Annotated in this window: 25 protein-coding genes and 1 riboswitch; of the genes, 21 read left to right on the top strand and 4 right to left on the bottom strand. The window is 38.7% G+C overall.

The genetic code is table 11. The features are described from left to right. Position 1 precedes the first annotated feature (1 nt). Positions 2–928, top strand: coding sequence for an ABC transporter ATP-binding protein (locus AC0VYO_RS18015; protein WP_194218864.1), 927 nt, complete (start codon positions 2–4; stop codon positions 926–928). Between the two features lie 28 nt (positions 929–956). Beyond that, positions 957–1,871, top strand: a complete 915-nt coding sequence (locus AC0VYO_RS18010; RefSeq protein WP_475367936.1) for an ABC transporter permease — start codon at positions 957–959, stop codon at positions 1,869–1,871. A gap of 11 nt (positions 1,872–1,882) precedes the next feature. Here AC0VYO_RS18010 and AC0VYO_RS18005 read toward each other — a convergent pair whose 3' ends face one another. Further along, a complete protein-coding gene (locus AC0VYO_RS18005; protein WP_475367935.1) occupies positions 1,883–2,782 on the bottom strand; it encodes a DUF4349 domain-containing protein in 900 nt (299 codons plus the stop codon). 135 nt (positions 2,783–2,917) lie between these two features. Here AC0VYO_RS18005 and AC0VYO_RS18000 point away from each other — a divergent pair, with 135 nt between their 5' ends. The 11 genes from AC0VYO_RS18000 to AC0VYO_RS17950 all read left to right on the top strand — a co-directional run bounded on the left by AC0VYO_RS18000 (position 2,918) and on the right by AC0VYO_RS17950 (position 18,696). Further along, positions 2,918–4,003 carry a mechanosensitive ion channel family protein gene (locus tag AC0VYO_RS18000; RefSeq protein ID WP_475367934.1) on the top strand — a complete coding sequence of 362 codons (1,086 nt, stop codon included), beginning with the start codon at positions 2,918–2,920 and terminating at the stop codon, positions 4,001–4,003. Positions 4,004–4,106: 103 nt separating this feature from the next. Next, entirely contained in the window at positions 4,107–4,637 is a 531-nt protein-coding gene (locus tag AC0VYO_RS17995) for a hypothetical protein (RefSeq protein ID WP_475367933.1), read from the top strand. Positions 4,638–4,783: 146 nt separating this feature from the next. Then, complete coding sequence (locus AC0VYO_RS17990; protein ID WP_430244791.1) at positions 4,784–5,470, top strand: response regulator transcription factor; 687 nt, start codon at positions 4,784–4,786, stop codon at positions 5,468–5,470. Next, positions 5,457–6,779: a sensor histidine kinase gene (locus AC0VYO_RS17985; RefSeq protein WP_475367932.1), complete on the top strand. Its 1,323-nt coding sequence runs from the start codon at positions 5,457–5,459 to the stop codon at positions 6,777–6,779. The genes AC0VYO_RS17990 and AC0VYO_RS17985 overlap by 14 nt, the downstream gene beginning before the upstream one ends. Positions 6,780–7,137: 358 nt before the next feature. Further along, positions 7,138–7,313, top strand: a riboswitch (cobalamin riboswitch). A 154-nt stretch (positions 7,314–7,467) separates the two neighbouring features. Beyond that, positions 7,468–9,681 (top strand): ribonucleoside-diphosphate reductase subunit alpha, encoded by a 2,214-nt coding sequence (locus tag AC0VYO_RS17980; RefSeq protein ID WP_475369073.1) that lies wholly within the window; start codon positions 7,468–7,470, stop codon positions 9,679–9,681. Positions 9,682–9,695: 14 nt separating this feature from the next. Continuing rightward, positions 9,696–10,733 carry a ribonucleotide-diphosphate reductase subunit beta gene (locus AC0VYO_RS17975; RefSeq protein ID WP_226615165.1) on the top strand — a complete coding sequence of 346 codons (1,038 nt, stop codon included), beginning with the start codon at positions 9,696–9,698 and terminating at the stop codon, positions 10,731–10,733. A 157-nt stretch (positions 10,734–10,890) separates the two neighbouring features. Further along, positions 10,891–11,985 carry a glutamate 5-kinase gene (gene proB, locus AC0VYO_RS17970; RefSeq protein WP_430244787.1) on the top strand — a complete coding sequence of 365 codons (1,095 nt, stop codon included), beginning with the start codon at positions 10,891–10,893 and terminating at the stop codon, positions 11,983–11,985. A gap of 137 nt (positions 11,986–12,122) precedes the next feature. Further along, positions 12,123–12,872, top strand: coding sequence for a MurR/RpiR family transcriptional regulator (locus tag AC0VYO_RS17965; RefSeq protein WP_475367931.1), 750 nt, complete (start codon positions 12,123–12,125; stop codon positions 12,870–12,872). 119 nt (positions 12,873–12,991) lie between these two features. Next, positions 12,992–14,935, top strand: coding sequence for a PTS 2-O-a-mannosyl-D-glycerate transporter subunit IIABC (gene mngA, locus AC0VYO_RS17960; RefSeq protein WP_475367930.1), 1,944 nt, complete (start codon positions 12,992–12,994; stop codon positions 14,933–14,935). A 22-nt stretch (positions 14,936–14,957) separates the two neighbouring features. After that, positions 14,958–17,573, top strand: a complete 2,616-nt coding sequence (mngB, locus tag AC0VYO_RS17955; RefSeq protein WP_475367929.1) for a mannosylglycerate hydrolase — start codon at positions 14,958–14,960, stop codon at positions 17,571–17,573. Between the two features lie 16 nt (positions 17,574–17,589). Continuing rightward, positions 17,590–18,696, top strand: a complete 1,107-nt coding sequence (locus AC0VYO_RS17950; RefSeq protein WP_430247129.1) for a glycerate kinase family protein — start codon at positions 17,590–17,592, stop codon at positions 18,694–18,696. A gap of 66 nt (positions 18,697–18,762) precedes the next feature. Here AC0VYO_RS17950 and AC0VYO_RS17945 read toward each other — a convergent pair whose 3' ends face one another. After that, positions 18,763–19,131 (bottom strand): MerR family transcriptional regulator, encoded by a 369-nt coding sequence (locus AC0VYO_RS17945; protein ID WP_475367928.1) that lies wholly within the window; start codon positions 19,129–19,131, stop codon positions 18,763–18,765. Between the two features lie 96 nt (positions 19,132–19,227). Here AC0VYO_RS17945 and AC0VYO_RS17940 point away from each other — a divergent pair, with 96 nt between their 5' ends. Then, a complete protein-coding gene (locus AC0VYO_RS17940) occupies positions 19,228–19,986 on the top strand; it encodes an SDR family NAD(P)-dependent oxidoreductase (protein ID WP_194218879.1) in 759 nt (252 codons plus the stop codon). A 43-nt stretch (positions 19,987–20,029) separates the two neighbouring features. Here the strand turns inward: AC0VYO_RS17940 and AC0VYO_RS17935 are convergent, their stop codons facing one another. Then, positions 20,030–21,046, bottom strand: coding sequence for a DmpA family aminopeptidase (locus AC0VYO_RS17935; protein ID WP_475369072.1), 1,017 nt, complete (start codon positions 21,044–21,046; stop codon positions 20,030–20,032). A 204-nt stretch (positions 21,047–21,250) separates the two neighbouring features. Here AC0VYO_RS17935 and AC0VYO_RS17930 point away from each other — a divergent pair, with 204 nt between their 5' ends. Next, complete coding sequence (locus AC0VYO_RS17930) at positions 21,251–21,973, top strand: YebC/PmpR family DNA-binding transcriptional regulator (RefSeq protein WP_194218880.1); 723 nt, start codon at positions 21,251–21,253, stop codon at positions 21,971–21,973. 67 nt (positions 21,974–22,040) lie between these two features. On the opposite strand, the gene AC0VYO_RS17925 is transcribed toward AC0VYO_RS17930, so the two are convergent. Continuing rightward, on the bottom strand, positions 22,041–22,337 hold the full coding sequence (locus tag AC0VYO_RS17925; protein WP_194218881.1) for a hypothetical protein: 297 nt from the start codon (positions 22,335–22,337) through the stop codon (positions 22,041–22,043). A 379-nt stretch (positions 22,338–22,716) separates the two neighbouring features. Here AC0VYO_RS17925 and AC0VYO_RS17920 point away from each other — a divergent pair, with 379 nt between their 5' ends. From AC0VYO_RS17920 to AC0VYO_RS17895, 6 genes are all read left to right on the top strand, one after another. After that, the gene (locus tag AC0VYO_RS17920; protein ID WP_475367927.1) at positions 22,717–22,911 is read left to right on the top strand and encodes a hypothetical protein; all 195 of its coding nucleotides are present in this window, start codon (positions 22,717–22,719) and stop codon (positions 22,909–22,911) included. Positions 22,912–23,175: 264 nt separating this feature from the next. Continuing rightward, positions 23,176–23,331 (top strand): hypothetical protein, encoded by a 156-nt coding sequence (locus tag AC0VYO_RS17915; protein WP_475367926.1) that lies wholly within the window; start codon positions 23,176–23,178, stop codon positions 23,329–23,331. Positions 23,332–24,337: 1,006 nt separating this feature from the next. Next, positions 24,338–24,772 (top strand): YhfM domain-containing protein, encoded by a 435-nt coding sequence (locus AC0VYO_RS17910; RefSeq protein WP_194218891.1) that lies wholly within the window; start codon positions 24,338–24,340, stop codon positions 24,770–24,772. 418 nt (positions 24,773–25,190) lie between these two features. Beyond that, positions 25,191–25,517 carry a hypothetical protein gene (locus AC0VYO_RS17905; RefSeq protein WP_475367925.1) on the top strand — a complete coding sequence of 109 codons (327 nt, stop codon included), beginning with the start codon at positions 25,191–25,193 and terminating at the stop codon, positions 25,515–25,517. 113 nt (positions 25,518–25,630) lie between these two features. Then, positions 25,631–26,044: a hypothetical protein gene (locus tag AC0VYO_RS17900; RefSeq protein ID WP_475367924.1), complete on the top strand. Its 414-nt coding sequence runs from the start codon at positions 25,631–25,633 to the stop codon at positions 26,042–26,044. 224 nt (positions 26,045–26,268) lie between these two features. Then, entirely contained in the window at positions 26,269–26,499 is a 231-nt protein-coding gene (locus AC0VYO_RS17895) for a PF20097 family protein (protein WP_283152820.1), read from the top strand. Positions 26,500–26,563: the final 64 nt, after the last annotated feature.

The raw sequence follows: 26,563 nt of genomic DNA, 5'->3' as shown, positions 1-26,563 counted from the left end.
AATGGCTGTAAAACCAGTTGTTCAGATTCGAGATTTAACAAAAGTAATTGGAAAGAAAACAATCATTGATCAACTTTCATTTGATGTATACCCAGGTGAAGTGTTTGGTTTTCTGGGGCCGAATGGAGCAGGAAAAACAACAACAATTCGGATGATGGTTGGGCTAATGAGAATGACGGAAGGCGAAGTTCTCATTGATGGAAGCAGTATTAAAACAGATTACGAGAATGCGATTGTAAAAGTAGGAGCGATTGTTGAAAATCCTGAAATGTACAAATTTTTGACTGGGTACCAAAACCTTGTTCATTATGCTCGAATGGTCAAAGGTGTTTCAAAAGAACGCATTCAAGAAGTCATTCAATTGGTTGGACTCCAAGGTCGTATCAATGAAAAAGTGAAGGGATATTCACTTGGAATGCGACAGCGTCTTGGACTTGCCCAGGCACTGCTACACCGACCTAAGCTACTCATTCTAGACGAGCCAACAAACGGACTAGACCCCGCGGGTATTCGAGAAATCAGACAATATTTACGAACGCTTGCAAGAGAAGAAAATGTTGCTGTAGTTGTTTCTAGTCATTTATTATCCGAAATCGAACTCATGTGTGATCGAATTGGCATTATTCAGGCCGGAAAAATGGTCGATGTGCAGCGAGTGAATGACTTTGTTCAAAATGATCACGCCGTTATGGTTTCATTTGAAGTCGATCCAGTAGAACACGCGGTTCACGCTGTTAAAGCAAATTTCCCTGATTGTGAGATGGAAAAATCGGAGCGTAAGTTGACGATTAAAATAGAACATGAGCTTATTCCAGAGGTAACAGCTGTTCTCGTGGAAAAGGGCGTCCGCGTATACGGTATTCAATCCTCTGTGAAAACGTTAGAAGATGTGTTTCTGGAAGTAACTGGGGGTGAGCAAGTTGTCTAGTATGCTACATTTAATACAAAATGAAAACATGAAGATTTATAGAAGAGTTGGAACATGGGTGATGATCGGACTTGTGGTGGCAGCCGTACTTGTAGCAGGCATTTTTACTAATATGAATGCGAGTGATGAGACTACGAACTGGCGCACTGATTCTGAAAATGCGATCCAACAGGCAGAACAAACGCTAAAAGATTCAGAGGGAATGCCCAAAGCCTTTAAAGACAGTCAGGAACGTTCTATTGCGATAAATGAATATCGGTTAGAGAATGATATTCCCCCTTTAGAAAGTGATTCAATATGGAGTTTTATGGATAGTTCAACTGGCATTGTGAGTTTAATTTCCATCTTTACGATTATTATCGGCGCAGGTGTTATAGCGAGTGAATATTCGTGGGGAACCATTAAGTTATTGTTGATCAGACCTGCTTCACGCACGAAAATCCTTGCTTCTAAATTTATTTCAACGCTATTATTTGCGCTATTTTCTCTCGTCATCTTATACATTTCTACTTTTATTATCGGCGGGTTATTCCTCGGTTTTAGTGCAGTCGATCAACCATACCTAACTTATTCAGGTGGGGAAGTGGCCGAAACGAGTATGGCCATTCATTATATTGTTGAATATGCGCTTGCCAGTGTGAATTTGCTTATGATGGTAACATTTGCATTCATGCTATCGAGTATCTTTAGAAGTTCCTCTCTTGCGATTGGATTAGCTATATTCCTTATGTTTACAGGGAGCCAACTTACTTTTATTCTTAGTCAATACGATTGGGTGAAGTATATCCTCTTTGCCAATACGGACTTAAGTGTTTATTTCGATGGTTCACCTATAATTGAAAGTATGACGCTCGGTTTCTCGTTGACCATGCTTCTCGTCTACTTTGTTTTGTTCTTGTCATTGTCATGGCTACTATTCACGAAACGTGATGTAGCATCATAAGGAAAAGCCGATCAGGTATGCTGATCGGCTTTTTGATTCTTCTTTTTTCGCTTTCTATACAAGAAAAATAATCCTATAAGAACGAGCGGGGCCAAAATAGGTGAGAGACCAATCAAAAGTACAGCCACTGTGGAGAAAAAGGAAAGGAGCCCATTTACAGTTGTCATTAGCAGTTTTTTTGCCTCTGTTAGAGTTTGAAATTCATTCTTATCAATAGAAGGAACAATAATTTTCTGCTGTTCGAGTGAAATCGTAACAGTCGAATATTCACTTTGGTTATTGAGGTAATTTAGTTGACCTTTCAGCTGTTCGACCTCTTCCTGTACACGGGAAAGCTCATTAGATATAGCTAACAGATCTTCTGTTTTAGTTGCTTCGTTAAGAAATGATTCCAGTCGTTTTTGAACAGCTTCTTTTGCTTTCAGCCTTGAGGTAAGATCAACGTAGTTTTCGGTGACATCGGTTCCGGATATCGATTTTTGTGGAGCTCCTTTCCCAAGCCCTTCAACTGCATTGAGATAAGAGTCAAATTCAGGTTGGGGTATGCGTACGGTCATTGATCCAAAGAGAGAATCTTCTTCTGAAGCAATACTTTCTTCGACAACATAACCTTTATAAGTTCTAGTTAGATCTTTGATTTTGGCAGTAGCCTTAGGTAAACCTTCAACTGTTAAGGAAAGGTTTGCATTGAAGATTACCTTGCGATCTTGCTGTAAGGCAGGCGTTTCTGATTTTTCTATAGAAGACGAATTTTTCTCTTTTTCTCTTTCATTTCCTCCCTGGTTTTCATCTGTGGATTGATCAGTTGAAGTAGCTATATCGCTACTTTCATTTGAAAAGTTTCCATTATTAGAACTACATCCTGCTAGTAAAAGAATTGATGTACAGATAAGAAGGATCCATCTTCTCATAAGTTTGTCCCCGCTTCGTGATTATTTGTAAATCGATTAGAAGTTTCTTAAAGAATTAGACGGTGTAAGACCTGCGGAGGTTACAATTTCCATGATATGATAAAGGATAACTGAATAAAAAAGGGGTTGCCTTTTGTGCATTCAATTTTAGACAATGCGAACATTATGGACATAGTCATTACAATTTCTGTGATACTAGGTCTATTCCTGATTCGATTTCTGATCAAATTATGGCTGACAAAACGAGACAAAGAGGAGAATTACCCAAACGGTATTCGACCAGCTTTCCTCTCATTTATAAATTGGACAACAGGGTATGCCATCCTGCTATTTGTTTTATTTTATTTTTCCGATAACAGTTGGATGTTTAGTCAATTATTTGCAATTGGTAGTGTTGAAATCTCGTTGTTTCTTATATTAATTGCACTATTTATCATTACTCTTGCAAATCGACTTTCAAAGATTGCAACTTCCTTTCTTATGCCTCCGCTTTATGATCGATACAGCCTGGATACAGGCTTGCAATTTACGTTCAATCGTGTTTTTCATTACACATTGATGGTGATAGCGGTCGTTATTAGTTTAACGACAGTCGGGATTGATCTAAGTGCTTTAACGGTCTTTGCAGGAGTACTTGGGGTTGGAATCGGTTTTGGAATGCAGAACATCGCAAATAACTTTATTTCTGGTTTAATTATTTTATTTGAAAGACCAATTAAAGTAGGTGATCGAGTGATCATAAACGATGTTATTGGAGACATTGAAAAAATTAACATGCGTGCCACGATTATTCGAACACTAGACAATGAACGGATTATTATGCCAAATTCGTATTTTATCGAAGAGCAGGTTGTGAACCACTCTTATGGAGACTCAAGATTGCGCCTCGTTTTACCAATAGGGGTGGCATACGGTTCAGATGTGGAACTTGTGAGATCGCTATTGCTTCAAGTAGCTATGGAAGAAAAAGAGAATTCCATGTATGTGCTTGAGACTCCTCCTCCTTTTGTGAATTTCCTTGGTTTTGGTGATTCATCACTTGATTTTCAACTATTCATTTGGATCTCGTCACCAAAAGCAGCGGTAGAAACGAAGAGTAATTTAAACTTCCGCATTAACCGAATTCTTGCAGATCACAACGTTGAGATACCGTTTCCACAGCGTGATTTGCATGTACGTAGTTTGGATGCTAAAGTGATCGACCAATTAAAAAAGAGATAGAGCAAACTCACATCATTTTCACATCATTCTTACAAATTTCTTCGTAAGTTGTTGTCCATAATAGGTATTGTAAGAACATACCTATGAAGGGAGATTGATGAAGATGAACAAATGGATGATTGGTGTTGCCTCTATGGTTTTAGCTGGGGGGATAGCTGGAGCAAATGTTAATGCGGCAGATGACGAGTCAACTGAAATAGAAGAGCAAACAGTAGGGCAAACCCAGGAGATGGCAGGTACTAGAGGACATCATGGGAAAAGAGGTCACTTCGAAGACCGCTCTCTAGATCGCGAACTGAAAATGGCAACTGCTGAGAAAAAAGATCAATTAATCGACCTTTTGCTTGATCAGGATGCTTCTAGTGTTGAAGGTGTCGATGAGCTTCAGAAAGAGCTTGCTGATCTAAACTCACAGCTTGATGCGATGCATGATGAAGCACAGGCTGCTCATGAAGAGAGAGAGTCTAAGAAGCAGGAACTTGAAGAAAGTGGAGAGCGTCCAGAGTTAACCGACGAAGAGAAAGCCGCAAGAGAAGAAATGCGCGAAGAGATGGAAGCCAAGCGAGAGCAGGCTCAAGAAATTGTGAAACAAAAAAATGATATACTTGATCAGCTGATTGAAAAACTTAGCTAATCTTAGCGAGAGATAGGGGCCCCCTATCTCTTTCGTATGTTTTGAAGACATGCGGCTGATTTACTGTCAGATAAGGCTAGGATAATATAAAGAGTATGAAAAGCACATTTCGTCTAAGATGTGAAAAGGGAACGGAGTTGAGAGAGATGCAGCACGTTTTTGTGATAGATGATGAACAAAATATACGTGATATTTTAGAGAAGTATTTAAAAAAAGAAGGGTTTATTGTCTCAACCTTTACAGATGGGGCAGAAGTGTTAAGTGCTCTAGAAACAATTGAACCCGATTTATTAGTATTAGATATTATGATGCCAAATGTTGATGGACTTGAACTCCTTCGACGGTTAAGAAAGTATTCTTACATTCCCGTTATCGTTGTTTCCGCAAGAGATGAAGAGCTTGATCGGATACTAGGCCTTGAACTTGGTGCTGATGATTACTTAACGAAACCTTTTAGCCCTAGAGAACTTGTTGTGCGTATTAAGAATCTATTCAAACGGATGAATCGCCTAGAGAAAAACCATTCTTCACAAGAAATCACTGTTCAGAACGTACGTTTAAATAAGAAAAAAAGACTGTTATTAGTGAATGAGGAAGAAATGGCTTTAACGCCGAAAGAGTACGATGTGCTCGCCTATCTCCTCCAACATTCAGGACAACCGTTTACAAGAGAGAGATTAATTGAAGCCATTTGGGGTTATCAATATGTAGGTGATGGCAGGATTATTGATGACCTTGTGAAAAGGCTACGTAAAAAGATGTCAGATGCAAATGCGCAAGCGAAGATTGCGACAGTCTGGGGGTATGGCTATAAAATCGATGAAGAAGGTTAATATCGGTACCAAATTGTTTCTTAGTTATATCGTTCTTATTGTTGTTATTCTGCTTATTACTACTATTTCATTTCAATATTTGTTTCAAGAATATCTTGTGCGCGAAACGAGAGAACAGCTGCAAAAAGAGGGATTGCAAATTAGTCAAATGCTCGAAGATCGACAGTGGAAGGGCGAAAATTCACCAAATAGGTTACTTGATCGCAGAAGAATTGAAATGGCAGGCAATTTAATCTCATCTCAATTTATAATTTATAATGCAAACGAGAAGGCAATTTATTCGAATGTCGATGAAGTAGTTCGAATTGATTATGAAGAAAACAAAGGAAAATTATACGTTACAGAGGAAGTGCCAATTAGTCTTTCACGAGAGCAAGTTGGCAGTATTGTGCTATTTACGAAGGTAGAAAGTCTTGAAGGTTTCAATCGGATTATTCAGCAATCACAGGCTGTTAGTCTTTTAGTATCTGCTGCTGTTGCCGTGCTCCTTGCTGCTATTATGCAGAAAGGAATAGCGGGGCCAATTCGATTACTTGCCAACCACATGAGGGAATTTACGATGCGCAAGGAACAACCCCCGTTGACGCTTAAAACAAAGGATGAAATCAATGAACTTGCTAAGACGTTTCAAGAACTAACGGAGCAACTTCGAAAAAATGATTTTGATCAGAAGGAATTCCTTCAAAATGCGTCTCATGAATTAAAAACACCTCTAATGGCCATTCAAGGGAATGCGGAAGGGATTCTAGATGAAGTAATCGTAGGAGAGGACGTCGAGTATAGTCTTGAAGTAATTGTGAAAGAAACGCAGCGTTTAAAAAAGATCGTGCAGGACATTTCTTATTTAACTAGGTTAGAAACAGTAGATGAATCTTTTACTTATGAAGTAGTCGATCTTCATCACGTGTTGATGGAAGTCATCACTGCGGTAAAACCACTTGCACATCAACGGCAAATAGAGGTAAGGTATGACACTGATCATGCCATAGACGTTAAGATGGACAGTGATAAAATGAAGCAAGCTTTTATGAATATATTCGGTAATGCCCTTCGATTCGCTTCGTCCGTTATAGAAGTACATGTCCACCAAGATAATGGTCAAGTTTATATTGAGGTTGAAGATGATGGTAAAGGCTTTGGCGAGAATCCACAGCGCGTTTTTGAACGATTCTATACAGGTGACAAGTCAGGTTCTGGCATTGGTCTATCGATTACGAAAACAATAGTAGAAAAGCATAATGGTAACATTTACGCCGAAGACAATAAAAAGGGAGGAAGGATCGTGATCTCGCTTCCTTTTCAATCGTAGTTAGAACTTTATGTTTTATGCTCACTTAACTTTTGTAGAATTTCTTTGCTTTCTTGTTCACTCAAAATACCAAATTTCTGACAGAGTTGTGTATAGCCAGCCAATTTCTTAAAATTAACCGAAGATAATCTTTTCATCATACTCACCTTTCTTTCCTTTAGGAAACTTTTTTAGGTATCAACAATATATGCATGAGCATGTTGAAAGTGATAGGTGAGTGTCTTTAGAGTTGAAATAAATCGAAGTCAATGTAACAATAAAGCTTGTGCTAAATTAAAGCATCATGTAAGATGAGGTTATCAATATTTAGTAACTATCAAGTGTTTCGGATACTATATATGGTGTGAATTGTACGTAATTAAATAATTGAGTATGCGGTGTCGTATAACGACTTAATAGGGAATCCGGTCTGAATCCGGAGCTGTCCCCGCAACTGTCGTGTGGACGAGGCAAGAAGCCACTGGAGTTAATTCCGGGAAGGCTTGCCAAGGAAGAAGCACAAGCCAGTAGACCTGCCGTATAGTCAAAAACGTTTCTATTCTTCGGGGGTTGAGGGTGAGAAATGGCAGGGTAAATGTACGAGTACGTTCATTTATACGTTGTCGTTTTCTCCAGGCTCACTCTTCCGAGAGTGAGCCTTTTATTTTGGATGGATAAAGGAGAGAGGTATATGAGTACTGTAGCAGAAATGACAGTAACAAAAATGATAGAGGAAGTAAGAACGCTCTTAGATGAGTACCCGTTACTTGCTAGTGAGAGTTTTATTGAAAAAACAATTGATGGTATTTCAGAAGAATCAACGCAAGAAGAGGTTGGTAATATTCTAGTTTTAAATGCCCTTGAACGAATTAGCGCAACAGAACCTGACTGGACTTATGTGGCAGCAGCTTTTCATCTTCGTTCGCTCTATCGTAAGTCTCTTTCACATCGAACTGAGAAAGAGGTATATGGTGGGGGAAGCTTCTATCGCCTTCTACAACAGTTGACAGATGAAGGGATTTATAACAAGGCACTCCTTCAGTCTTATTCCAAGAATGAAGTAGAGCATGTTGCTAAATTAATCGAGCCATCAAGAGATCGTTTGTTTACATACATCGGACTACGAACGCTCGCAGACCGCTATCTAGCTACAGATCATGATAAGAATGTGTATGAATTACCTCAAGAGCGCTTTCTAGTCATTGCTATGACGCTCATGGTAAATGAACCAAAAGATAAGAGGTTAAATCTGATTGAAGAAGCGTATTGGGCGCTATCTAATTTATATATGACAGTAGCAACTCCTACTCTTTCAAATGCAGGGAAAAGCTATGGACAACTAAGCTCATGCTTTATCGATACGGTGGATGACAGTCTTAGAGGAATCTATGACAGCAATACAGATGTAGCGACCGTTTCGAAAAATGGAGGAGGAATTGGAGCATATCTCGGGAAAATTCGTTCTCGTGGGAGTGATATTAAAGGATTTAAAGGAAATTCATCTGGGGTTTTACCATGGATGAAGCAGTTAAACAATACAGCTGTGAGCGTAGACCAGCTAGGACAGCGTCAAGGTGCTGTTGCTGTATATCTTGATGTCTGGCATAAAGATGTTTTCGAATTTCTTGATGCCAAGCTTAATAACGGAGACGAACGAATGAGGACACATGATCTTTTCACGGGTCTTTGTATTCCAGATATCTTTATGGAAGCAGTGGAAGACCGTGGAGACTGGTATTTATTTGATCCGCATGAAGTCCGTCAGGTGATGGGGTTCTCTCTTGAAGATGCTTATGACAAAGAAAAAGGATCAGGAGAGTTTCGTATGAAATATAGGAAATGTGTGAACCATCCTGAACTTTCAAGAAAAACCGTGCCGGCGATTGAGATTATGAAGCGAGTTATGAAATCACAATTGGAAACTGGGACGCCTTATATGTTCTATCGAGATACGGTGAATCGAGCGAATCCGAATAAGCATGCTGGTATGATCTATGCTTCCAATCTTTGTACGGAAATTATGCAAAATATGAGTGCAACGACTGTTGAAGAGGAAATCACGAAAGACGGTAAAATTATCATTACGAAAACGCCTGGTGACTATGTCGTTTGTAATCTATCAAGTATTAATCTTGGGCGTGCGGTTGCAGCTAATGCACTAGAGCGATTAATTCCAATTCAGGTAAGAATGCTGGATAACGTGATCGATATTAATACGATCGAAGTGCCTCAAGCCCAGTTAACGAATGAGAAGTATAGAAGCATTGGTCTTGGAACGTTTGGTTGGCATCACCTCCTTGCGAAAAAAGAGATTGTCTGGGAAAGTCAGGAAGCGGCAGACTATGCGGACGAACTATATGAAACAATCAATTATTTAACGATACAGGCAAGTCATGAGCTTGCCGTTGAAAAAGGAAGCTACTCTCTCTTTGAAGGCTCTGATTGGCAAAATGGGGAGTACTTTAAGCAACGAGGTTACGTTAGTGAAAAATGGCAGTCCCTTAAGGAAAGGGTCCAAACGAATGGTGTCAGAAACGCCTATCTTTTAGCGGTTGCCCCTAACAGTTCAACAAGTTTAATAGCTGGATCAACAGCATCAATCGATCCGATTTTCCAAAAAGAATACTCTGAAGAAAAGAAGAACTACAAAATTCCCGTTACAGCGCCTGATCTTTCACCTGAAACGACCTGGTATTACAAATCGGCTTATCACATTGATCAGCTTTGGAGTATTGAGCAGAATGCAGCCAGACAGCGTCATGTGGACCAATCAATATCGTTTAATATCTATGTGCAAAGTACGGTAAAAGCGAAGGACTTATTGAACATTCATATGACAGCTTGGAAAAAAGGGTTGAAAACAACCTACTATACACGAAGTACATCTGTAGATATTGACGACTGTGAAAGCTGCGCAAGCTAAAGGAGGAATTGGAAATGGCTACGATTCAACAAAGAAAGCTATACGATGTCTCCGCACCGAATAGCTCGACTGGAATTATTAATGGAGAAAGCTCAAACGTTTTAAACTGGGATGATGTCCGCTTTAGCTGGGCATATCCTATGTACAAAAATATGCTAGGAAACTTTTGGACTCCGTTTGAAATCAATATGTCGAACGACGTGAAGCAATGGGAAGCATTAAGCGAAGATGAGCAAGATACGTTTAAGAAAATTATTGGTCTTCTTGCCTTCCTAGATTCGATTCAAACCGACTATTCAAGTAAGGTTGCGGATTACTTAACAGATTCAAGCCTTTCTGCGCTCATGCAGGTGCTTTCGTTCCAGGAAGTTGTGCATAATCAGTCATATAGCTATGTACTTTCTTCCATTGTAAATAAAAATGAGCAAGACCGCATTTTTGAATATTGGAAGCATGATGACGTGCTCCTAGAACGAAACCAATTTATTGCTTCTGGTTATGAAGCATTTGTTAAAAATCCAACTCCACAAACATTTTTTGAATCGATTGTTTATGACATTATTCTTGAAGGGCTTTTCTTCTACGCCGGGTTCGCTTTCTTTTATAACCTTGCTCGAAATCAAAAGATGGTGTCTACCTCAACAATGATTAACTATATTAATCGGGATGAGCAGCTGCATGTGACGTTGTTCGTTAATATAGTGAAAGAATTGTTCAATGAGCATCCTGAACTGAATACGAAAGAAAATCATGATTTCATCACGAATACATTTCGTGAAGCTGCTGAGCTTGAGATGAAATGGGGAGAATACATTATTGGTAATCGTTTCCCTGGTATTACAATGAACGAACTCAATGACTACATTAAATTTATGGCAAACAATCGCGTCAATCAGCTTGGTATCGAACGCCCATTTGAAGGTCACCGAGAGAACCCTATGCGGTGGATCAAAGCCTACGCGGATGTGAACGCTGGGAAAAGTGATTTCTTCGAACAGAAATCACGTCAGTATACAAAAGTGTCTGATGATAATGGATTTGATGATTTATAAAGAAATGAAAGAAAGGTCAACTCAAATAATGAGTTGATCTTTTTTTAGACATTAAGAGTAAAAGTAATGTACGACAAAAAAGAAATTTTGTGGTAAGATACTAAAAATCATTTTGTACTTTAACGTGAAAGAACGTATTCATATAAGGAGATGTAACATGAGAAAGAAACGAATTGTTGTTAAGATTGGGAGCAGTTCATTAACAAACGGTAAGGGAGAAATTGATCTAGTTAAGCTCATTGATCATGTTAACGCCCTCGCATTAATTCGTCAGGAAGGACATGAAGTACTTCTTGTTTCTTCAGGCGCAGTTGCGGCAGGTTTTAAAGAACTTGGATATCCAGCAAGACCCGTCACGTTAAAAGGAAAGCAGGCTGCAGCCGCTCTTGGTCAAAGTTTACTTATTAAATCTTATATCGAGGAATTCAGTCAGCGGAACATTTCAGTCGCTCAAATTCTTTTAACACGCCCCGATTTCTCGAATCAAGAACGATACAAAAATGCGTTTGATACGCTTTCTGAATTGCTGGCAAGAGGGGTCATGCCGATTATTAATGAAAATGATACGGTCTCAACGGAAGAGTTAAAGTTTGGTGACAACGATATGCTTTCAGCTCTTGTAAGCGGACTGGTTCATGCAGATGAGCTCATCATTTTAACAGATGTGAACGGTATCTACGATTCGAATCCGGCAGCGAACCCTGAGGCTGTTAAACATCACTCTCTGACAGAGATTGATGATACGATGATTGTTCAAGCCGGCGGCGCTGGATCGAGCGCTGGAACAGGGGGCATGAAGTCAAAGCTAATTGCAGCGAAGACAGCTTTAAACCTGAGCGTTCGCGTCTTTATCGGTCATGAAACTGGTAGTGAAAAGTTACTTCGAATTCTCTCTGGTGTCGGAGACGGAACTTATATCAGTCGAGAGAAAGCCACATCTTTCCCAATTAAAAAACAGTGGATTGCGATGCACTCTCACGTATCAGGTCAGCTTTATATTGATGAAGGGGCGGAAGAAGCGATTATTCTAAAAGGGAAGAGTTTGCTTTATGGCGGAATTAAGCAAGTCGTAGGCGACTTTAGTGTAGGAGATGTCGTAGAAGTACACGGGAAAAATGGAAAGCTTGGAAAAGGACAGGTTCGATATTCCTCTTCTTTCTTGGAGAACGTGATTCGAGATCATGAGAATGAGAGCACCACAGTTGAAGTGATTCATAGAGATCAATGGGTGGCAGAGATGATGAAGTCATAATAAATCAAGAAAAGAGATGCCTCCGAACCTGATAGCGGAGGGCATCTCTTTCCTTATAGGAAAAATCTCCCCATATGAAGAATCTGTGGTTTTAGAACATAGAAGAAAACGATGGTAGAATAGAGCTATGAATCTAATTGAAGGACTGGTATAGCATGTTATCTTTAGAAGATCGATATCGTAAATTTGAATTTCAGTTAACGGATCTCGAAGATCAAATCATTCAATATATTCTTCAAAATAAAGCGGATGTTGTCAAAATGTCGGTACAACATCTTGCACAGCAAACTCATACAGTACCGAATTCTGTTATGAGACTTATGAAGAAATTGGAGTATGAAGGATTTACGCAATTGAAACTTAGATTGAAAGATGAAATGGCCACGAAAGAAACAAAAAGTCCATTTTTTCAATATGAAATGGAACGAACGATGGAATTAACAGATAAGCGATTGATTCAATTGGCTAGTGAGTGGATTCATCATTCTCAACGTCTCCTAGTGTTTGGGGCGGGAGCACATTCTTATATAAGTGAATTAATTGTGATGAACATTAAGCCATTTCATAAAGATGTTACTTTTTCTGAACACCGTCATGAGAATATGGCATCCTTACAACGTTTTACTAAGAAAGACGTTGTCATTCTGCTAAGTCAATCAGGAGAAACAGAGCAAACTCTTGATCTTGGGAAATATGCGAAAAATCAAGGAGCTAGAATCATTGGAATGAGTCATATTGGCGAAAGTAGCTTAACTGAGCTAGCTGATTTAATGCTATATTGTTACGCTCCAAAAGAAGAGACAAAAGGCTATAACACCACAAATTTCGTTCCTATGGCCATGATTGCTCGGTTATTAGTTGAATCTTACCGTAAGCTCTGTGTATAAATACACAGAGCTTATCTATTTCTATTAGTTTTTGTGAATGCGCTAACAAAATGGCGATTCGAACCTTTAAAACAATTATGATGAATTTGTAAGCGATTACTTGATGGGGAGGTAAAAAAATGAATCTACAAAACGTCACTTCTCTCGATTTAATTAAGATAAATCAAAATTACGCTACAAAACGTGAAGCGATTGAATCATTAACTGAAGCGCTGGAAGTAGCAGGAAAGCTATCAGATAGAGATCAATACTTCAACGCTGTGTTAGAACGAGAGAAGCTTTCACCGACAGGTTTTGAAGGTGGACTTGCGATTCCGCACGGTAAATCGAAAGGTGTTAAAGAGGCAGCCTTCGCTGTAGCGACAGTAAGTAAACCAATAGAAGATTGGGAAAGTGTGGATCCGACAAACCAGGTTGATTTGGTTTTTCTACTGGCTATCCCTGAAGCGGAAGCAGGATCAACACATGTCTCTCTCTTAGCAGAGTTAGTCACACGCCTATCTGATTCAACTTATAAAGATCAATTAGTCAAAATGAAAACAGCAAATGAGTTATATGAGGCTCTTGGTGACGCTGAAGAGAAACCGCAAGAGGAAGAAGTCACAAGTAAGGAGACTCGACCGCTTGTGCTAGGTGTTACGGCCTGTCCAGCAGGGATTGCTCATACTTATATGGCAGCAGAGGCACTTATGAAGGCCGCAAAAGAATTGAATGTAAGAATGAAAGTAGAGAAGCAAGGTGCCAATGGCATCGAAGGTCGTCATACAAAGAAAGACTTAAGTGAAGCAGTTGGTGTTATTTTTGCAAATGACGTAGCTGTAAAGGACCAGGGACGCTTCAAACACTTACCAACTGTGAAAACGAATGTCGCTTCCCCTATGAAAGACGGCAAAGGATTAATTGAAAAAGTCCTTCAGAAGAAACAATCTTCCACTTCAAACACGGAACATCTAGATGAGATGAGTGAAGATGAAGACAACAAACCTTTTAAAACCGAAATAAAAGATTCAATTCTAACGGGAATCTCGTACATTATTCCAATCATCGTTGCAGGTGGGATGATTTCAGCATTTGCAACGCTTATTGCGCAAGGGTTCGGATTAGAGAATGTACTAGCAACCGAGGGATCATGGTTATTCCAGGTTAAAACGTTAGGTGGGCTGTTATTAAGCACACTAATGGTTCCGATCCTTGCTGCCTACATGGCATACTCTATCGCGGATAAACCTGGTCTCGGACCTGGATTTGCAGCTGGTGTCGCGGCCAATATGATTGGAAGCGGATTCCTTGGTGGGATGCTTGGTGGTTTCCTTGCTGGTTATCTACTGAAATACATGAAGCAAAAAATTAAGCCTAGTGGTACTTTTGCAGGATTTGTAAGCTTTTGGGTGTATCCGGTGCTCGGTTCTCTTATCACCATTTTAATTATGTTATTTGTCGTTGGCGAGCCAGTTACGTGGCTAAATGAAACTCTACTTAACTGGCTTGATGGTATGACAGGAACGAATGCGATTATTCTAGGAGCATTGATTGGAGGTTTTGTATCCTTTGATTTAGGCGGTCCAGTCAATAAAGCCGCATACACATTCTGTATTGGAGCCATGGCGAGCGGTAACTTTATTCCTTATGCCACTTTCGCTTCAGTAAAAATGGTTTCCGCTTTCTCCGTTACAGCAGCTACCATCATTGCAAATAAATCGTTTAGTCAAAGTGAAAAAGCTGTTGGAAAACAGACGTGGATTCTTGGTTTAGCAGGAATCACGGAGGGAGCCATTCCGTTTATGATTAATGACCCATTACGCGTTATTCCTTCACTTGTAGCGGGATCAGCGGTGACTGGAGCGATTATTTCTGTAGCGAATATCGGGTTAAACGTACCTGGCGCAGGTATTTTCTCACTTGCTCTCCTTCAAGGAGGAACGGGCGGGGTTATGAATGCAGTCATTTGGTTTGGTGCCGCAGTAATTGGTGCAGCCATTTCAACGATCCTTCTTATCTTAACGAGAAAACAAAAGATCAAAAAATATGGATATGAAAAAGCATTAAAGCAACAAGCAGCATAATTTTTAAATGAGGTGAGCAGCTATGACAAAAAACGTCCACATCGTCCCTCACATGCATTGGGATCGAGAATGGTATTTTTCAACAGAAGAATCACGGATTTTACTCGTAAATAATATGGAAGAGATTCTAACAAGATTAGAAAACGATCCTGATTATCCTTACTATGTATTAGATGGACAAACAGCGATTTTAGAGGATTTTTTTGAAATTCGTCCGAAGCAAAGAGAACGCGTGAAGAAACTTGTTCAAGCAGGTAAGTTGATTATTGGTCCGTGGTACACGCAGACGGACGAGATGGTTGTTGGGGGAGAGTCCATTGTACGAAATCTTTATTACGGTATAAAAGATAGCGCAGAATTTGGTGAGCCAATGAAAATTGGCTATCTCCCTGATTCTTTTGGACAATCTGCTCAGATGCCGCAAATTCTAAATGGGTTTGATATTAAATATTCGATTTTCTGGAGAGGAACTTCTGAGAATCACGGTACGGATAAAACCGAATTTTATTGGACTGCTCCTGGGGAGTCAAAAGTTCTTGTACAACTTATGCCGCTTGGTTATGCCATTGGGAAGTATCTACCTGAAGAAGAAGCTGCATTACAAAAAAGAATGGATAAATATTTTACTGTGCTCGATCGAGGCGCTACAGGCGAAGATGTGCTCCTTCCAAATGGACATGACCAGATGCCTATCCAGCAAAACATATATGAAATAATCTCGGTATTGAAAAAACTTTATCCAGAAAGAGAGTTTTTCTTAAGTCGTTATGAAGACTTGCTCGAGAGAATCGAGAAAAATGAAGGTCTTGATGAGATTTACGGTGAGTTTCTTCACGGTAAATACCAGCGAGTCCATAGAAGTATTTACTCAACTAGAGCGGATATAAAAGCAGCAAATACTCGGATTGAGAATAAACTGACGAATCATCTAGAACCTTTAGCATCACTCGCCTACAAACTAGGATTTGAGTATCATCACGGTTTAATTGAGCCGATATGGAAAGAAATTATGAAAAACCATGCACATGATAGTATCGGATGTTGCTGTTCTGATAAAGTTCATGCGGAAATTATGGCGCGCTTCCAGAATGCTGAAGAACGGACAGACCGCTTGGTCGATTTCTATAAACGTAAAATCACAGACCATATCAATACAGATCGCAAAGAGGATCGTCTTGTTTTCTTTAATCTTCTTCCTGAGGAGCGCGAAGAAGTAACAACAACGACTGTCACGACAAAGTTTAGTTCATTTAAACTCATGGACGACCATGGAAAAGAACTCGAATATGAAATTCTTTCTACAAAAGTGATTGATCCCGGTTTAATTGACCGACAAATCGTGCATTACGGAAACTATGATCCATTTGTGGAATTTACAATTGAAGTGAAAACCCAACTTCCTGGTATCGGATATCACACTTACTATGTAGTTGAAACAAACGATCATCAGCTAGCACTTCCAAGAGAAATCCATCGCTCCGTTGAAACGGTTGCTTACTCGATTCAGTTTGAGCAAAACGGTACGTTATCACTAACTGATAAACAGACTGGTCAAACTCATGTTGGCGTTCTTGGACTTGAGAATGTTGGGGATGATGGAGATGAATATGATTTCTCTCCTTTAGAAGGAGAAATACCACGCTTTAGTGCTGAGGAAATAACGGATGCTCAAATCAGTTTACAGTCAACACCACATACTCATCATGTTAAGATCGCTTATCAATGGATTGTACCGGCGGATCTTGAAGCGAGAAAGCAAGATGATGGGCGTATGGAAACCATAGATTTCCATATTGAGCTTACGATTCCAATTGAAAGTAATGCGATCGAAGTTTCATGTAAAGTTAAAAATAATGCGAAAGATCACCGGATCCGCGTCATAGTTCCAACAAATATTTCCAGTTCTTTTTCTTTTGCAGATCAACAATTTGGTACAATTGATCGTAACGTTATCGATGATGGAATGGCGGTTTGGGAGTCAGAAGGTTGGGATGAACGACCGGATGCGATTTATCCTTTCCTTAGTTATGTGGGACTTGAGGATCAGGAGAAGAGCGCGTTTGTCATGACGAAAAGCGTTCGAGAATATGAGATTATCGGAGACTCCTATGACACTATTGCGCTCACGCTCTTTAGAAGCGTTGGTGTTCTTGGTAAGGAAGAGCTTGTTCGACGTCCAGGGCGTCCATCAGGAATCAAATTACCAACACCTGATTCACAAATGCTTGGCGAATATACCTTTGACTTTGGATTCGCATATGTGGAAGGAAATCGAGATGCAGCTAAAGTAGCCCAATGTGTGAAAAGATATGTCAGCCCTTTTCTTTCGTATAACAAAATCCCGCATAATGCAATGAAGTTGAATCAAGAAAACGTTCAAGTTCCTTCTGAATTCAGTTTGTTTTCTTTTGAAGAAACAGAGCTAGTGATGAGTACGTTGAAAAAGGCTGAATCTGAAGATGCTTTCATCATTCGATATTATAATCCTTCTCGTCAAGATCAAACGATTAGGTTAGGTCATCCCACTATTTATAAAGTGAGGGAAGCGAATTTAAATGAAGTTAGGGTTGATAATCAACACAAAGAATCCAACATATTGTTTTTACCTAGTCAGGTGAAGAGCTTTTTGATTCAATAGCCAGGGAGGTGGAGAAATGAATGTATTGATTGCAATGGACTCATTCAAAGGTTCTCTTTCCTCGAAGGACGCAGGTGAAGCAGTTAAGGTAGGTGTTAAGAGAGTCTTCCCAAATAGTTTCGTTGAAGTTATTCCTGTGGCAGATGGAGGAGAAGGGTCACTAGAGGCAATCCAGACAATTCCCGGACAGTTCGAGACGGCGGAGATTCATCAGCTAGACGGGAAGTTAAGGGATGCTCGGTATTATCGAGCGGGTCAAACTGCTTATATTGAATCAGCTGAAGCAGTTGGATTACACTTGATCTCTTCTGAAGAACTTAAACCTTCACTGTTAACAAGCTACGGTGTCGGTGAATTAATTCAGGATGCAGAGGCCAAAGGCGCAAGTGACATTTACGTTTTTCTCGGGGGGACTGGTACTACGGATGGAGGACTTGGAATGTTACAAGCACTTGGATATACGTGTTTAGATCACTCCGGTAAAGAACTGCCACTCCTCCATAACCCTTTGCAACATACGATGACGATCCGTAAAAGTAACACGAAGCTGAGCGCTAACCTCTATTTGGTGACAGATGTAGATAATTCTTACGCAGGAAAACGTGGAGCGGCTTATGTTTTTGGACCACAAAAAGGGATGAAGAAAGAAGAGATTCCCTCTTACGATGCTGCCCTTCATAGAGTGGCAGACCTTCTTTCTATATCCGAACGACAAAAAGGTGCTGGTGCAGCCGGTGGAATTGGCGGAGCTCTCTATTCTCTTGGCGCAACTTATGTACCTGGTATAAAGTGGATGCTTCAACTTTTAAAAGTAGAGGAAAAGCTGTCTGTCGCGGACATTGCTTTTACTGGTGAAGGGCAAATCGATCGTCAAACGGCTTATGGGAAAGTACCGGCTGGTGTTGGAGAACTAGCCAAAAAGCATCGTGTTCCTTGCATTGCATTAGCAGGACAGGTCGTTGAACCAGTGCATAACTTATATGAGAAATTAACTGGAGTTGTTTCGATACAGCAGGGATGCCATTCACTACAACATGCGCTTAAACCAGACATCGCGAAAGCACAACTTGCTTTTTCAGCTGAACAAGTAATGCGCATTTGGAGTAGCGAAAGAGACAAGTAAACGATGAATAGTGATCAAAGCCCGATTCCTTTCTAACGCAAGAAAGGAATCGGGTTTTTCTCTCCATTATTTAACTAAAGATTTCCTCATGAGTTCTTTATAAGTTGAAATCTTCTTTGTTAACATGTCATCCGTCGCGAGCAGTGTTTCAATTTGATCACGAATATACTGCTGGTGTTCTTCAAGAAGATTAAGACGGGCATTCGCCGTGTGCTCTCCTTTTAGAAATAGCCGCGTATATTCTTTGATCTGGGATACGGGCATTTGGGTTTCTCTTAATTTCTTAACAAATTGCAACCATTGCAAGTGCTTTTCGTCGAATTGTCTAACACCACTATCATTACGAACAGGCTTAATGATTCCTTCTTTTTCATAATAACGAAGGGTATGAGCACTTATGTCAACCTTTTCGGCTATTTCACTTATCGAGTACATTCAATCGCCTCTTACTTTTTAGTTATCGTTTGACTTAGAGTGCACTCAAACGTCTACAATAAGATTGTATCATAATGAATAAGTGGAGGGATTGGCATGAAGTACACCGTTATTACAGGAGCAAGTTCAGGTATTGGATATGAAGCTGCACTAGCGTTTGCGGCAAGAGGGAAGAACCTTGTCATTGCTGCGCGTCGCACAGCCAAATTAGAAGAGTTGAAAAGCGAAGTACACAAAATCAATTCTGACCTTGATGTGATTATTCGTGAAGCAGATTTATCTTTGAATGATAATGTTTACGCATTTTATGAAAGCTTAGAAAATATTGAAATTGAAACATTTATTAACAATGCAGGATTCGGTAATTTCGATCCAGTTGGTGAGCAGAAGCTTCCTAAAATTGAAACAATGCTTCGTTTGAACAATGAGGCGTTAACGATTCTTTCGTCCTTGTATGTTCGTGACTATGCGAATGTAGAAGGAACGCAATTGATTAACGTTTCATCTGGTGGAGGCTATACGATCGTAGCCGATGCCGTGACGTATTGTGCAACGAAATTCTTTGTAAGTGCCTTTACAGAAGGACTTGCTCAGGAGCTTCAAGGACAGGGAGCAAAAATGCAGGCTAAAGTTCTGGCACCTGCAGCGACGGAGACAGAATTTGCAAACCGTTCAATGGATGTAGATAATTTCGAATATGAAGGGACTGTGCCAAAGTTCCATACAGCAAAAGAAATGGCAGACTTTATGCTAGATCTTTACGATAGCAATAAGGTCGTTGGAATCGTTGATGGCAATACGTATGAATTCCAATTGAAAAACCCAATCTATCCTTATGTAGCACGCAACCGTTAAGAAAATAAAATCCTCCTGTCGTGATGACGGGAGGATTTTTATTTTATGTAAGTTTCATACTAAATTTCTGAAGTAAATCCATTAACGTTGGTCTCTCATTCCCTTTTCGTCCAATCACATTTGTGGCGGTTACTAACGAATTCAGAACGGCTTCTTCCGTCGCTTCCCCAACGGCACGAAAAGCGGTGTCGATTTCTTCTTCATGAATGGTTTCTAGTGATTGAGTTTGCGGTTTATATTGATGAGAGACTGTGTTAGCGGTGGAAAACCCAATGATAACTTCACCACTACCTGTTGTGATAATCGATCCTGTTCTTGCAAGACCTGTAGAAGCCCGTTTAATAATGCGATGAAGCTGTCTTTCAGAAACGGGAAGATCTGTTGCAACAATCACCATGATGGACCCTTTATCCCTTTCTTCCCATGAATGAAGAAGAGCTTCTTTTAACTTCTTGCCTACTTTCTTTCCATTCACGTGCAGATCACGAAGAATACCAAAGTTTGTGACAACAAGGACACCAATGGTATAGCTCCCATGTTGGAGTTTTATTTTTCTTGAAGCAGTGCCAATTCCACCTTTTAACGAGTAGCATAGCATGCCTCTCCCAGCTCCAACAGAGCCTTCCTCTAATGTACTAGAAGTATTTGCGATTGCTTCATGAACGTGATGCTTTCGAACGTGACGCCCTCGAATATCATTTAAGAACATATCATTACATTCGCCGATAATAGGATTAACCGTCCCGGTCGTGTTGCCAATCTCAGGATTTTGTTCCAACATATAATCAAACACCGCATCGGCAGCCGTTCCGATACTTAATGTATTCGTTAAGATAATTGGCGTCTCAAGCGTACCAAGCTCATTCAGCTGAATGGTTCCCATTGTTTTACCAAACCCGTTAAGAACATAGCTGGATGCGATTAGTTTCTGCTGATACAGATTCCCTTGATGCGGTAGGATCGCTGTTACGCCAGTTTGAACCTCCCCATTATTCAGAGTGGTATGTCCGACGGTTACTCCTTCCACGTCCGTAATCGCATTTTTTTCGCCAGGCTCCATTTCCCCGATTGTAACTCCGTAATCTCGCAATCTTTTCTGACTCAAATGATCACTCCTCTTTTCTATTAGTTTACTATTATTTCTATTTCATCCAAGTCCCTAAAGCAAATGTTAACTGTAAAATATGGTATAATTGACGAGACGTATAGAGAGTAATTTGAATTTGTCATGCAACAGATAACTAGTAGAAAAGAGTGAAATAGAATGGGCCGTAAATGGAATAACATTAAGGAAAAGAAAGCATCAAAAGATGCGAATACAAGTCGAATTTATGCAAAGTTTGGTCGTGAAATTTATGTAGCAGCAAAGCAGGGTGAACCGGATCCAGTAGCTAACCAGGCTCTTCGCTTAGTTCTCGAACGTGCGAAAACATATAACGTACCAAAAGCAATCATTGACCGGGCGATTGAAAAAGCGAAAGGCGGAGCAGATGAAAATTACGACACACTTCGTTATGAAGGATTTGGTCCAAGCGGATCCATGGTGATCGTTGATACGTTAACAAACAACGTAAACCGCACGGCATCTGACGTTCGTTCAACATTTGGGAAAAATGGTGGAAACATGGGCGTGAACGGTTCAGTTGCCTACATGTTCGACTCAACAGCCGTATTCGGAATTGAAGGCAAATCAGCAGATGAAGTACTTGAGTTGTTAATGGAAGCAGATCTAGATGTGCGTGACATTATGGAAGAAGATGAGGTTGTTATCGTCTATGCTGAACCTGACCAGTTCCATGCGGTGCAGGAAGCATTTAAGAATGCGGGGATTACTGAGTTTACCGTAGCTGAACTTACGATGCTTGCCCAAAATGACGTTGAGCTTGCTGGAGAAGATCAGGAGCAGTTCTTGAAAATGATCGATGCGCTTGAAGAATTAGAAGATGTGCAACAGGTATATCATAACGTTGAACTAGGCGAAGAATAAAACAAAGACAAAAGAGCGGGCTTCCGGATTTCGGAGGTCCGCTCTTTTAATATGGATTGACATTCGATTATGAAAAATGTTCTTTATTTCTTCTTTTCTTTTTTAATGCTAGAAGCGATGTCTTTAAAGATGCATAGTTTCCAATCGCTGCATATCCGTAAAAATAACCCATAAAGATACCAGCTACAAGGTGATGAGGATGGCTATAAAAGACTGAGATCACAAGTCCTAGAATGATCGCTAGTGTTGGAACAAAGGTACGAGGTATAGGTGTGAGAATCTTGATTAATTGTGTCAGAATCATCACTACAGGCACCGCAAGAACAGCGTCCCAGAAGTTTGTATGAATAACAGGAAATGTCATGACCAAATTCCTTCCCAATACAATAGAATGCTTCTAGTCTTTTCTTTTTTGAATGTTTCTAACCGAAGTTTATTAGAAAATATGTTTTGTGAATAGGGGAGTTCAGTGATTTTGTGGAATAATATGTTAATATTGGTGATGAGGATAATAGAAGTAGTTGTTCAGTTAAAGGGCAGGATTGTGGAAGACTCAGTTTCGAGATAATAGACAGTATGAAACTAAATTGAATTGATTTCGTATGTTTATTAGGAAGCTTTATTACATAAGCATAGCAAATTTAGTTAATTAAACTGACGAAGCAGGTTAGTGAATCTATTTACTTTCCCATCCTTAGACTGGATACCATTAAAAGTAAAAATATGAAATGGAGGTAAGAAAGGTGAAAATTGAAGTTCTTATATTTGTAATAAGCATACTGTTAATGCCCTATTTTTTGTTCGAGATTTTCAGTAACTTTAGCAATCAAGCTGGGATTACATCACTAATCTCCCCAATTTTTATGTTGCTATTGTTAATTTTCTCCGCAAGCCTTATTGTCCTTCATTGGAAAGAGAAAGAAGAAACGGCAAAGTAATATCAAATTGGAATGTTTTATTTGTGATAATGCTAAGTATCTCGTGGTTGAGCTTTTTGTTACTTATTATAGTAAAATCTAAAGATATTATTGGAGAGTAAGCGAGTATTTCGTTATCTCGGAGCTTTTGCTTAATAAAAAATGAACTCCCTATGTAAGTTTAGGGAAGTTTTCCGTTGAAGATGTATGAAACCATTCAACAGAATGTTTCGTATTGATAATTAAGATAGCTAGAGTAACAACTGTTATGTTAGAGGGGATACTATGCAAATACTACTCAAAAAGGTTAAGAATATTATTTCAGACTTATATGCAATGGGGAAAGGATATATCTATGGTTTTGTAATGGTCGGACTGTTAGTTTTTATTGGAGGAGCTCTACTATATGGTGTTTTATTTGTACGAAATCTAATGTTCTAAGTTAATTAGTGTAGGGTTATTCAATAAAATCGGAGCGTTTACTTAATAAAAAGTAAGCTCTCAATGTAGGTTTAGGAGATGATTCTGGAATGTTGGTAGGAGAATTAAGTCATCTTACTCCTTTGTTACTGTATTAGAAAGAGACTATAAATAATTAATTTAAAGAGGTGATACTTTGAAGTCAGATAAGCCTTTACCTTTATCTTTATTACTTGTTTACTTATTTATAGTAATATCTACTTTTTTCGTATATTTCACAGTATCAAACCCTTATCTTAAGTCCTTTCTAATTATCGCTTTATTGGCATTAAGTACCGCATACAAATGGAAATATTTCCGAAAGAAAGAAAAATAGAATTGAGAGCAGCTTTTTCAATTTCAGTGGAGTTACTATTAGTGCATACAATAGATACTACGAGTCTTAAGCAATCTCGGAGCTTTACTCTAAAACGATTATGCTCTATTTTTTGCTAGTAACTGGGCAGTGTAATGAAAGGATTGAATTCGACATAATTGAGAGTCTTGGAACTAAAACCAAACTTTTACCTATATGGAATCAGAAGGGATTAATATGACCAAAGATAATAGAAGTAAATTGTTAGTTATATTGGCATTTCCGTTTTTTTTCTCTTTTTTTATTTATGATATAAAGGATATCGAGTTTTGGTATTACAATGGTTTCACATTAGTTCTTTTTTTGACTATATTTAATTTAGTTGCAATCAAAGTTTTTTATCCAAGAGCTTCTTTTGTAATAGGTGTAATAATTTGGACAACTCTGTGTGCACTTTTATATAATGACACTTTCGTGGTCATAGGAATATCTTTATTTTCATTACTTACTATATTGACTTTCGTGTTTATGTATCAACGAACTAAAGGATTGAATAACGAAAACTAATATATCATTTTTATTCTAGTTCCGTAAAATCGGAGCGTTTGCGTAATAAATTGTAAGGCTAAGTAGGCTTTAGGGAGAAGGGTAGAATAACCGGGAGGACGAATAATGAAAAGAAACCTATTGATTATGATTATACTTTCAATATCTCTAAGCGCCTGTTCAACTAACGAATTACAAAATGTTGAAAAAGTAGAAGCAAGCTTTTGGATTGGAAATGAAAAACAATCAGAAGAAGTAGCGTTTAAAGAGAAGGAAGAGGTAGATGTATTCGTTGGTGCCACCAACAATGCAAAAGAACTTGATGATCAAAAGGTAATTAAAACCCCTCCAGTATTGACCTACAATCTTATTATTGAAGGAAGCAATAATAAAGCATTTCAATTATGGATTACTGAAGATGGAGAAGGGTTCATTCAAAGTCTTTTACCAGAAGATAGCCTAACATACCGATTGGATGAAGGTTCGGTAAAAGATGTAACAAATATTTTAAACCAACAAGATAATGTTACGCTTCTACCAAACATCGAATTTGAAAAATGAAATAGTTTGTGAGGTGTTCCATAATCTTGGAGCTTACCTGTAATAACATAGAGACCTCTTTACGAAAAAAGAAGTGAGTTATTCTCAACATTTTGAAATAATTGGTATTAATGAATTGAAGTAGGTTTATTTAGACACAGAAATATAGCTTTTTACAAAACATTCATTTATAGGGGAGGGGGAAATTATTCAGAAAAAGGTAAAGATTATAATTTCATTTGTTATTTTAATCATAGCTATTAGTGGGGGTATATATTTCTCATCTTATTATAAGAACTACCATATTCAAAACGATCAAGCAGCAATACAGTCAAACCTGATACGTTGGTTTGATAGAGGTCATGGTGAAAAGGTAGAACCAACTATAATAAGTTTTTCACAACTGGATAGTTCTAATTCTTACATCGCATTTTTTGAATTGAAGAATGGTGACGTAGGTTATGCTCAATTTATTAAAGGATGGAATGGAAGATTTAAAATTCTACAATCCGGGCATGGCACAAATGAAGTTTCATACAGAAGCATTAAAACCAACATTGGCATGTATGGAGTCTTGATAGGCAGAAATTCCAATTTGGAGATTAGTAAAATTAAAGCGGAATTATTGTCCGAGAATTATAGTTTTACTTCTGATGTATCTAAAGATGAAACGTTTTTAAGGTATAAAAAATTGCCAAGCAATTTAAAACAAACCTTTCCAGCGGAATTGTTTTTTTATGATGAAAATAATAAGTTAGTAAGATAAAACCTTTGTTCCATAATCTCGGAGCGATTCTCTTATAAGAGAATTTCCTTTTTAAAATTTAGGACAGTAGAGTTGAATTAGGATAAGGGATCCAACAATTATACAAAGAGGGGATGAACAAACCTATTAAAAAAATTAGTATCATACTAGGTGCTGTCATTCTAATCGTCATATTGGCAAATATACCGAATATATTGGCTCATGCTAAATTGTATTCATACGAAAATAACAAGAAAGTTGAAACTGAGACAAAAGTTGTAACATTCAAGGAAATATTCGATATTTTGACTCAACAAAGAGAATTGGAAGAGGAGTTAAAAAACTCTACAAAATATTCTTTGATCGGCGATGAGGTAAGAAAAGGTATTGATGAGGCATCAGATTACGAAAGGTATTTAGCGGCGAACAAGCAAATCAAGTCTATAAAAATTAAAATTCCTATAACTACATACAAAGACAATGATAAAACCATTGAATTTATATCAGGTAAAGGTGAAATGTTAGAAATATTCAAGAACAGTAAATGAAAAGATTTAGTTGAAAAGTATAATCCGAAAGTCAATTAAAAAAAGACTTTGAACTTCGATAGTTTGCAACTTTTCATCTTAAACAATCTCGGAGCTAATACTTTATAAAGTACTCGTCCTTATTACATAATCATCGGGCAAAATAAAAGTTAATTTAAAATTGAAGGTGCAGGCTAACCAGTTATTCCATTAAGAACGCTACGATGAAGGTGGTGTAATTAACAATGGACGATGTTGTAATGTGTCCTGAATGTGGTAACCAATTGAAGCAAGGATATATTTTCTCTCCTCGAAGAATTTGCTGGTCAGACTCACCTGATTCCATCTTTGCGGATTTTGGAAGTGAAATATTAATAGGTGATGCATGGTTAAAAGTCAAAAAAGTTCCAGCGTTAAGGTGTGAAGAGTGTAGTGTAGTTATTTTCAAACATGGTGAAAACAAAGATATAAAATAGCAGTAAAGTAATTTTGAATTGAGTTTATTGTTTCGTTAAATCGGAGCATATCTGGAAGAGGGAT

Source organism: Anaerobacillus sp. 63XJN7_4_ISO-PGPR-S23-413, from assembly GCF_056173725.1.
This window is presented reverse-complemented; position numbering and strand designations above follow the sequence as displayed.

Coding starts and splice junctions, on each gene's coding strand:
- AC0VYO_RS18015 (WP_194218864.1), top strand. CDS start 2: ATGGCTGTAAAACCAGTTGTTCAGATTCGAGATTTAACAAAAGTAATT.
- AC0VYO_RS18010 (WP_475367936.1), top strand. CDS start 957: ATGAAGATTTATAGAAGAGTTGGAACATGGGTGATGATCGGACTTGTG.
- AC0VYO_RS18005 (WP_475367935.1), bottom strand. CDS start 2,782: ATGAGAAGATGGATCCTTCTTATCTGTACATCAATTCTTTTACTAGCA.
- AC0VYO_RS17995 (WP_475367933.1), top strand. CDS start 4,107: ATGAACAAATGGATGATTGGTGTTGCCTCTATGGTTTTAGCTGGGGGG.
- AC0VYO_RS17990 (WP_430244791.1), top strand. CDS start 4,784: ATGCAGCACGTTTTTGTGATAGATGATGAACAAAATATACGTGATATT.
- AC0VYO_RS17985 (WP_475367932.1), top strand. CDS start 5,457: ATGAAGAAGGTTAATATCGGTACCAAATTGTTTCTTAGTTATATCGTT.
- AC0VYO_RS17980 (WP_475369073.1), top strand. CDS start 7,468: ATGACAGTAACAAAAATGATAGAGGAAGTAAGAACGCTCTTAGATGAG.
- AC0VYO_RS17975 (WP_226615165.1), top strand. CDS start 9,696: ATGGCTACGATTCAACAAAGAAAGCTATACGATGTCTCCGCACCGAAT.
- proB (WP_430244787.1), top strand. CDS start 10,891: ATGAGAAAGAAACGAATTGTTGTTAAGATTGGGAGCAGTTCATTAACA.
- mngA (WP_475367930.1), top strand. CDS start 12,992: ATGAATCTACAAAACGTCACTTCTCTCGATTTAATTAAGATAAATCAA.
- mngB (WP_475367929.1), top strand. CDS start 14,958: ATGACAAAAAACGTCCACATCGTCCCTCACATGCATTGGGATCGAGAA.
- AC0VYO_RS17950 (WP_430247129.1), top strand. CDS start 17,590: ATGAATGTATTGATTGCAATGGACTCATTCAAAGGTTCTCTTTCCTCG.
- AC0VYO_RS17945 (WP_475367928.1), bottom strand. CDS start 19,131: ATGTACTCGATAAGTGAAATAGCCGAAAAGGTTGACATAAGTGCTCAT.
- AC0VYO_RS17940 (WP_194218879.1), top strand. CDS start 19,228: ATGAAGTACACCGTTATTACAGGAGCAAGTTCAGGTATTGGATATGAA.
- AC0VYO_RS17935 (WP_475369072.1), bottom strand. CDS start 21,046: ATGGAGCCTGGCGAAAAAAATGCGATTACGGACGTGGAAGGAGTAACC.
- AC0VYO_RS17930 (WP_194218880.1), top strand. CDS start 21,251: ATGGGCCGTAAATGGAATAACATTAAGGAAAAGAAAGCATCAAAAGAT.
- AC0VYO_RS17925 (WP_194218881.1), bottom strand. CDS start 22,337: ATGACATTTCCTGTTATTCATACAAACTTCTGGGACGCTGTTCTTGCG.
- AC0VYO_RS17915 (WP_475367926.1), top strand. CDS start 23,176: ATGCAAATACTACTCAAAAAGGTTAAGAATATTATTTCAGACTTATAT.
- AC0VYO_RS17910 (WP_194218891.1), top strand. CDS start 24,338: ATGAAAAGAAACCTATTGATTATGATTATACTTTCAATATCTCTAAGC.
- AC0VYO_RS17900 (WP_475367924.1), top strand. CDS start 25,631: ATGAACAAACCTATTAAAAAAATTAGTATCATACTAGGTGCTGTCATT.
- AC0VYO_RS17895 (WP_283152820.1), top strand. CDS start 26,269: ATGGACGATGTTGTAATGTGTCCTGAATGTGGTAACCAATTGAAGCAA.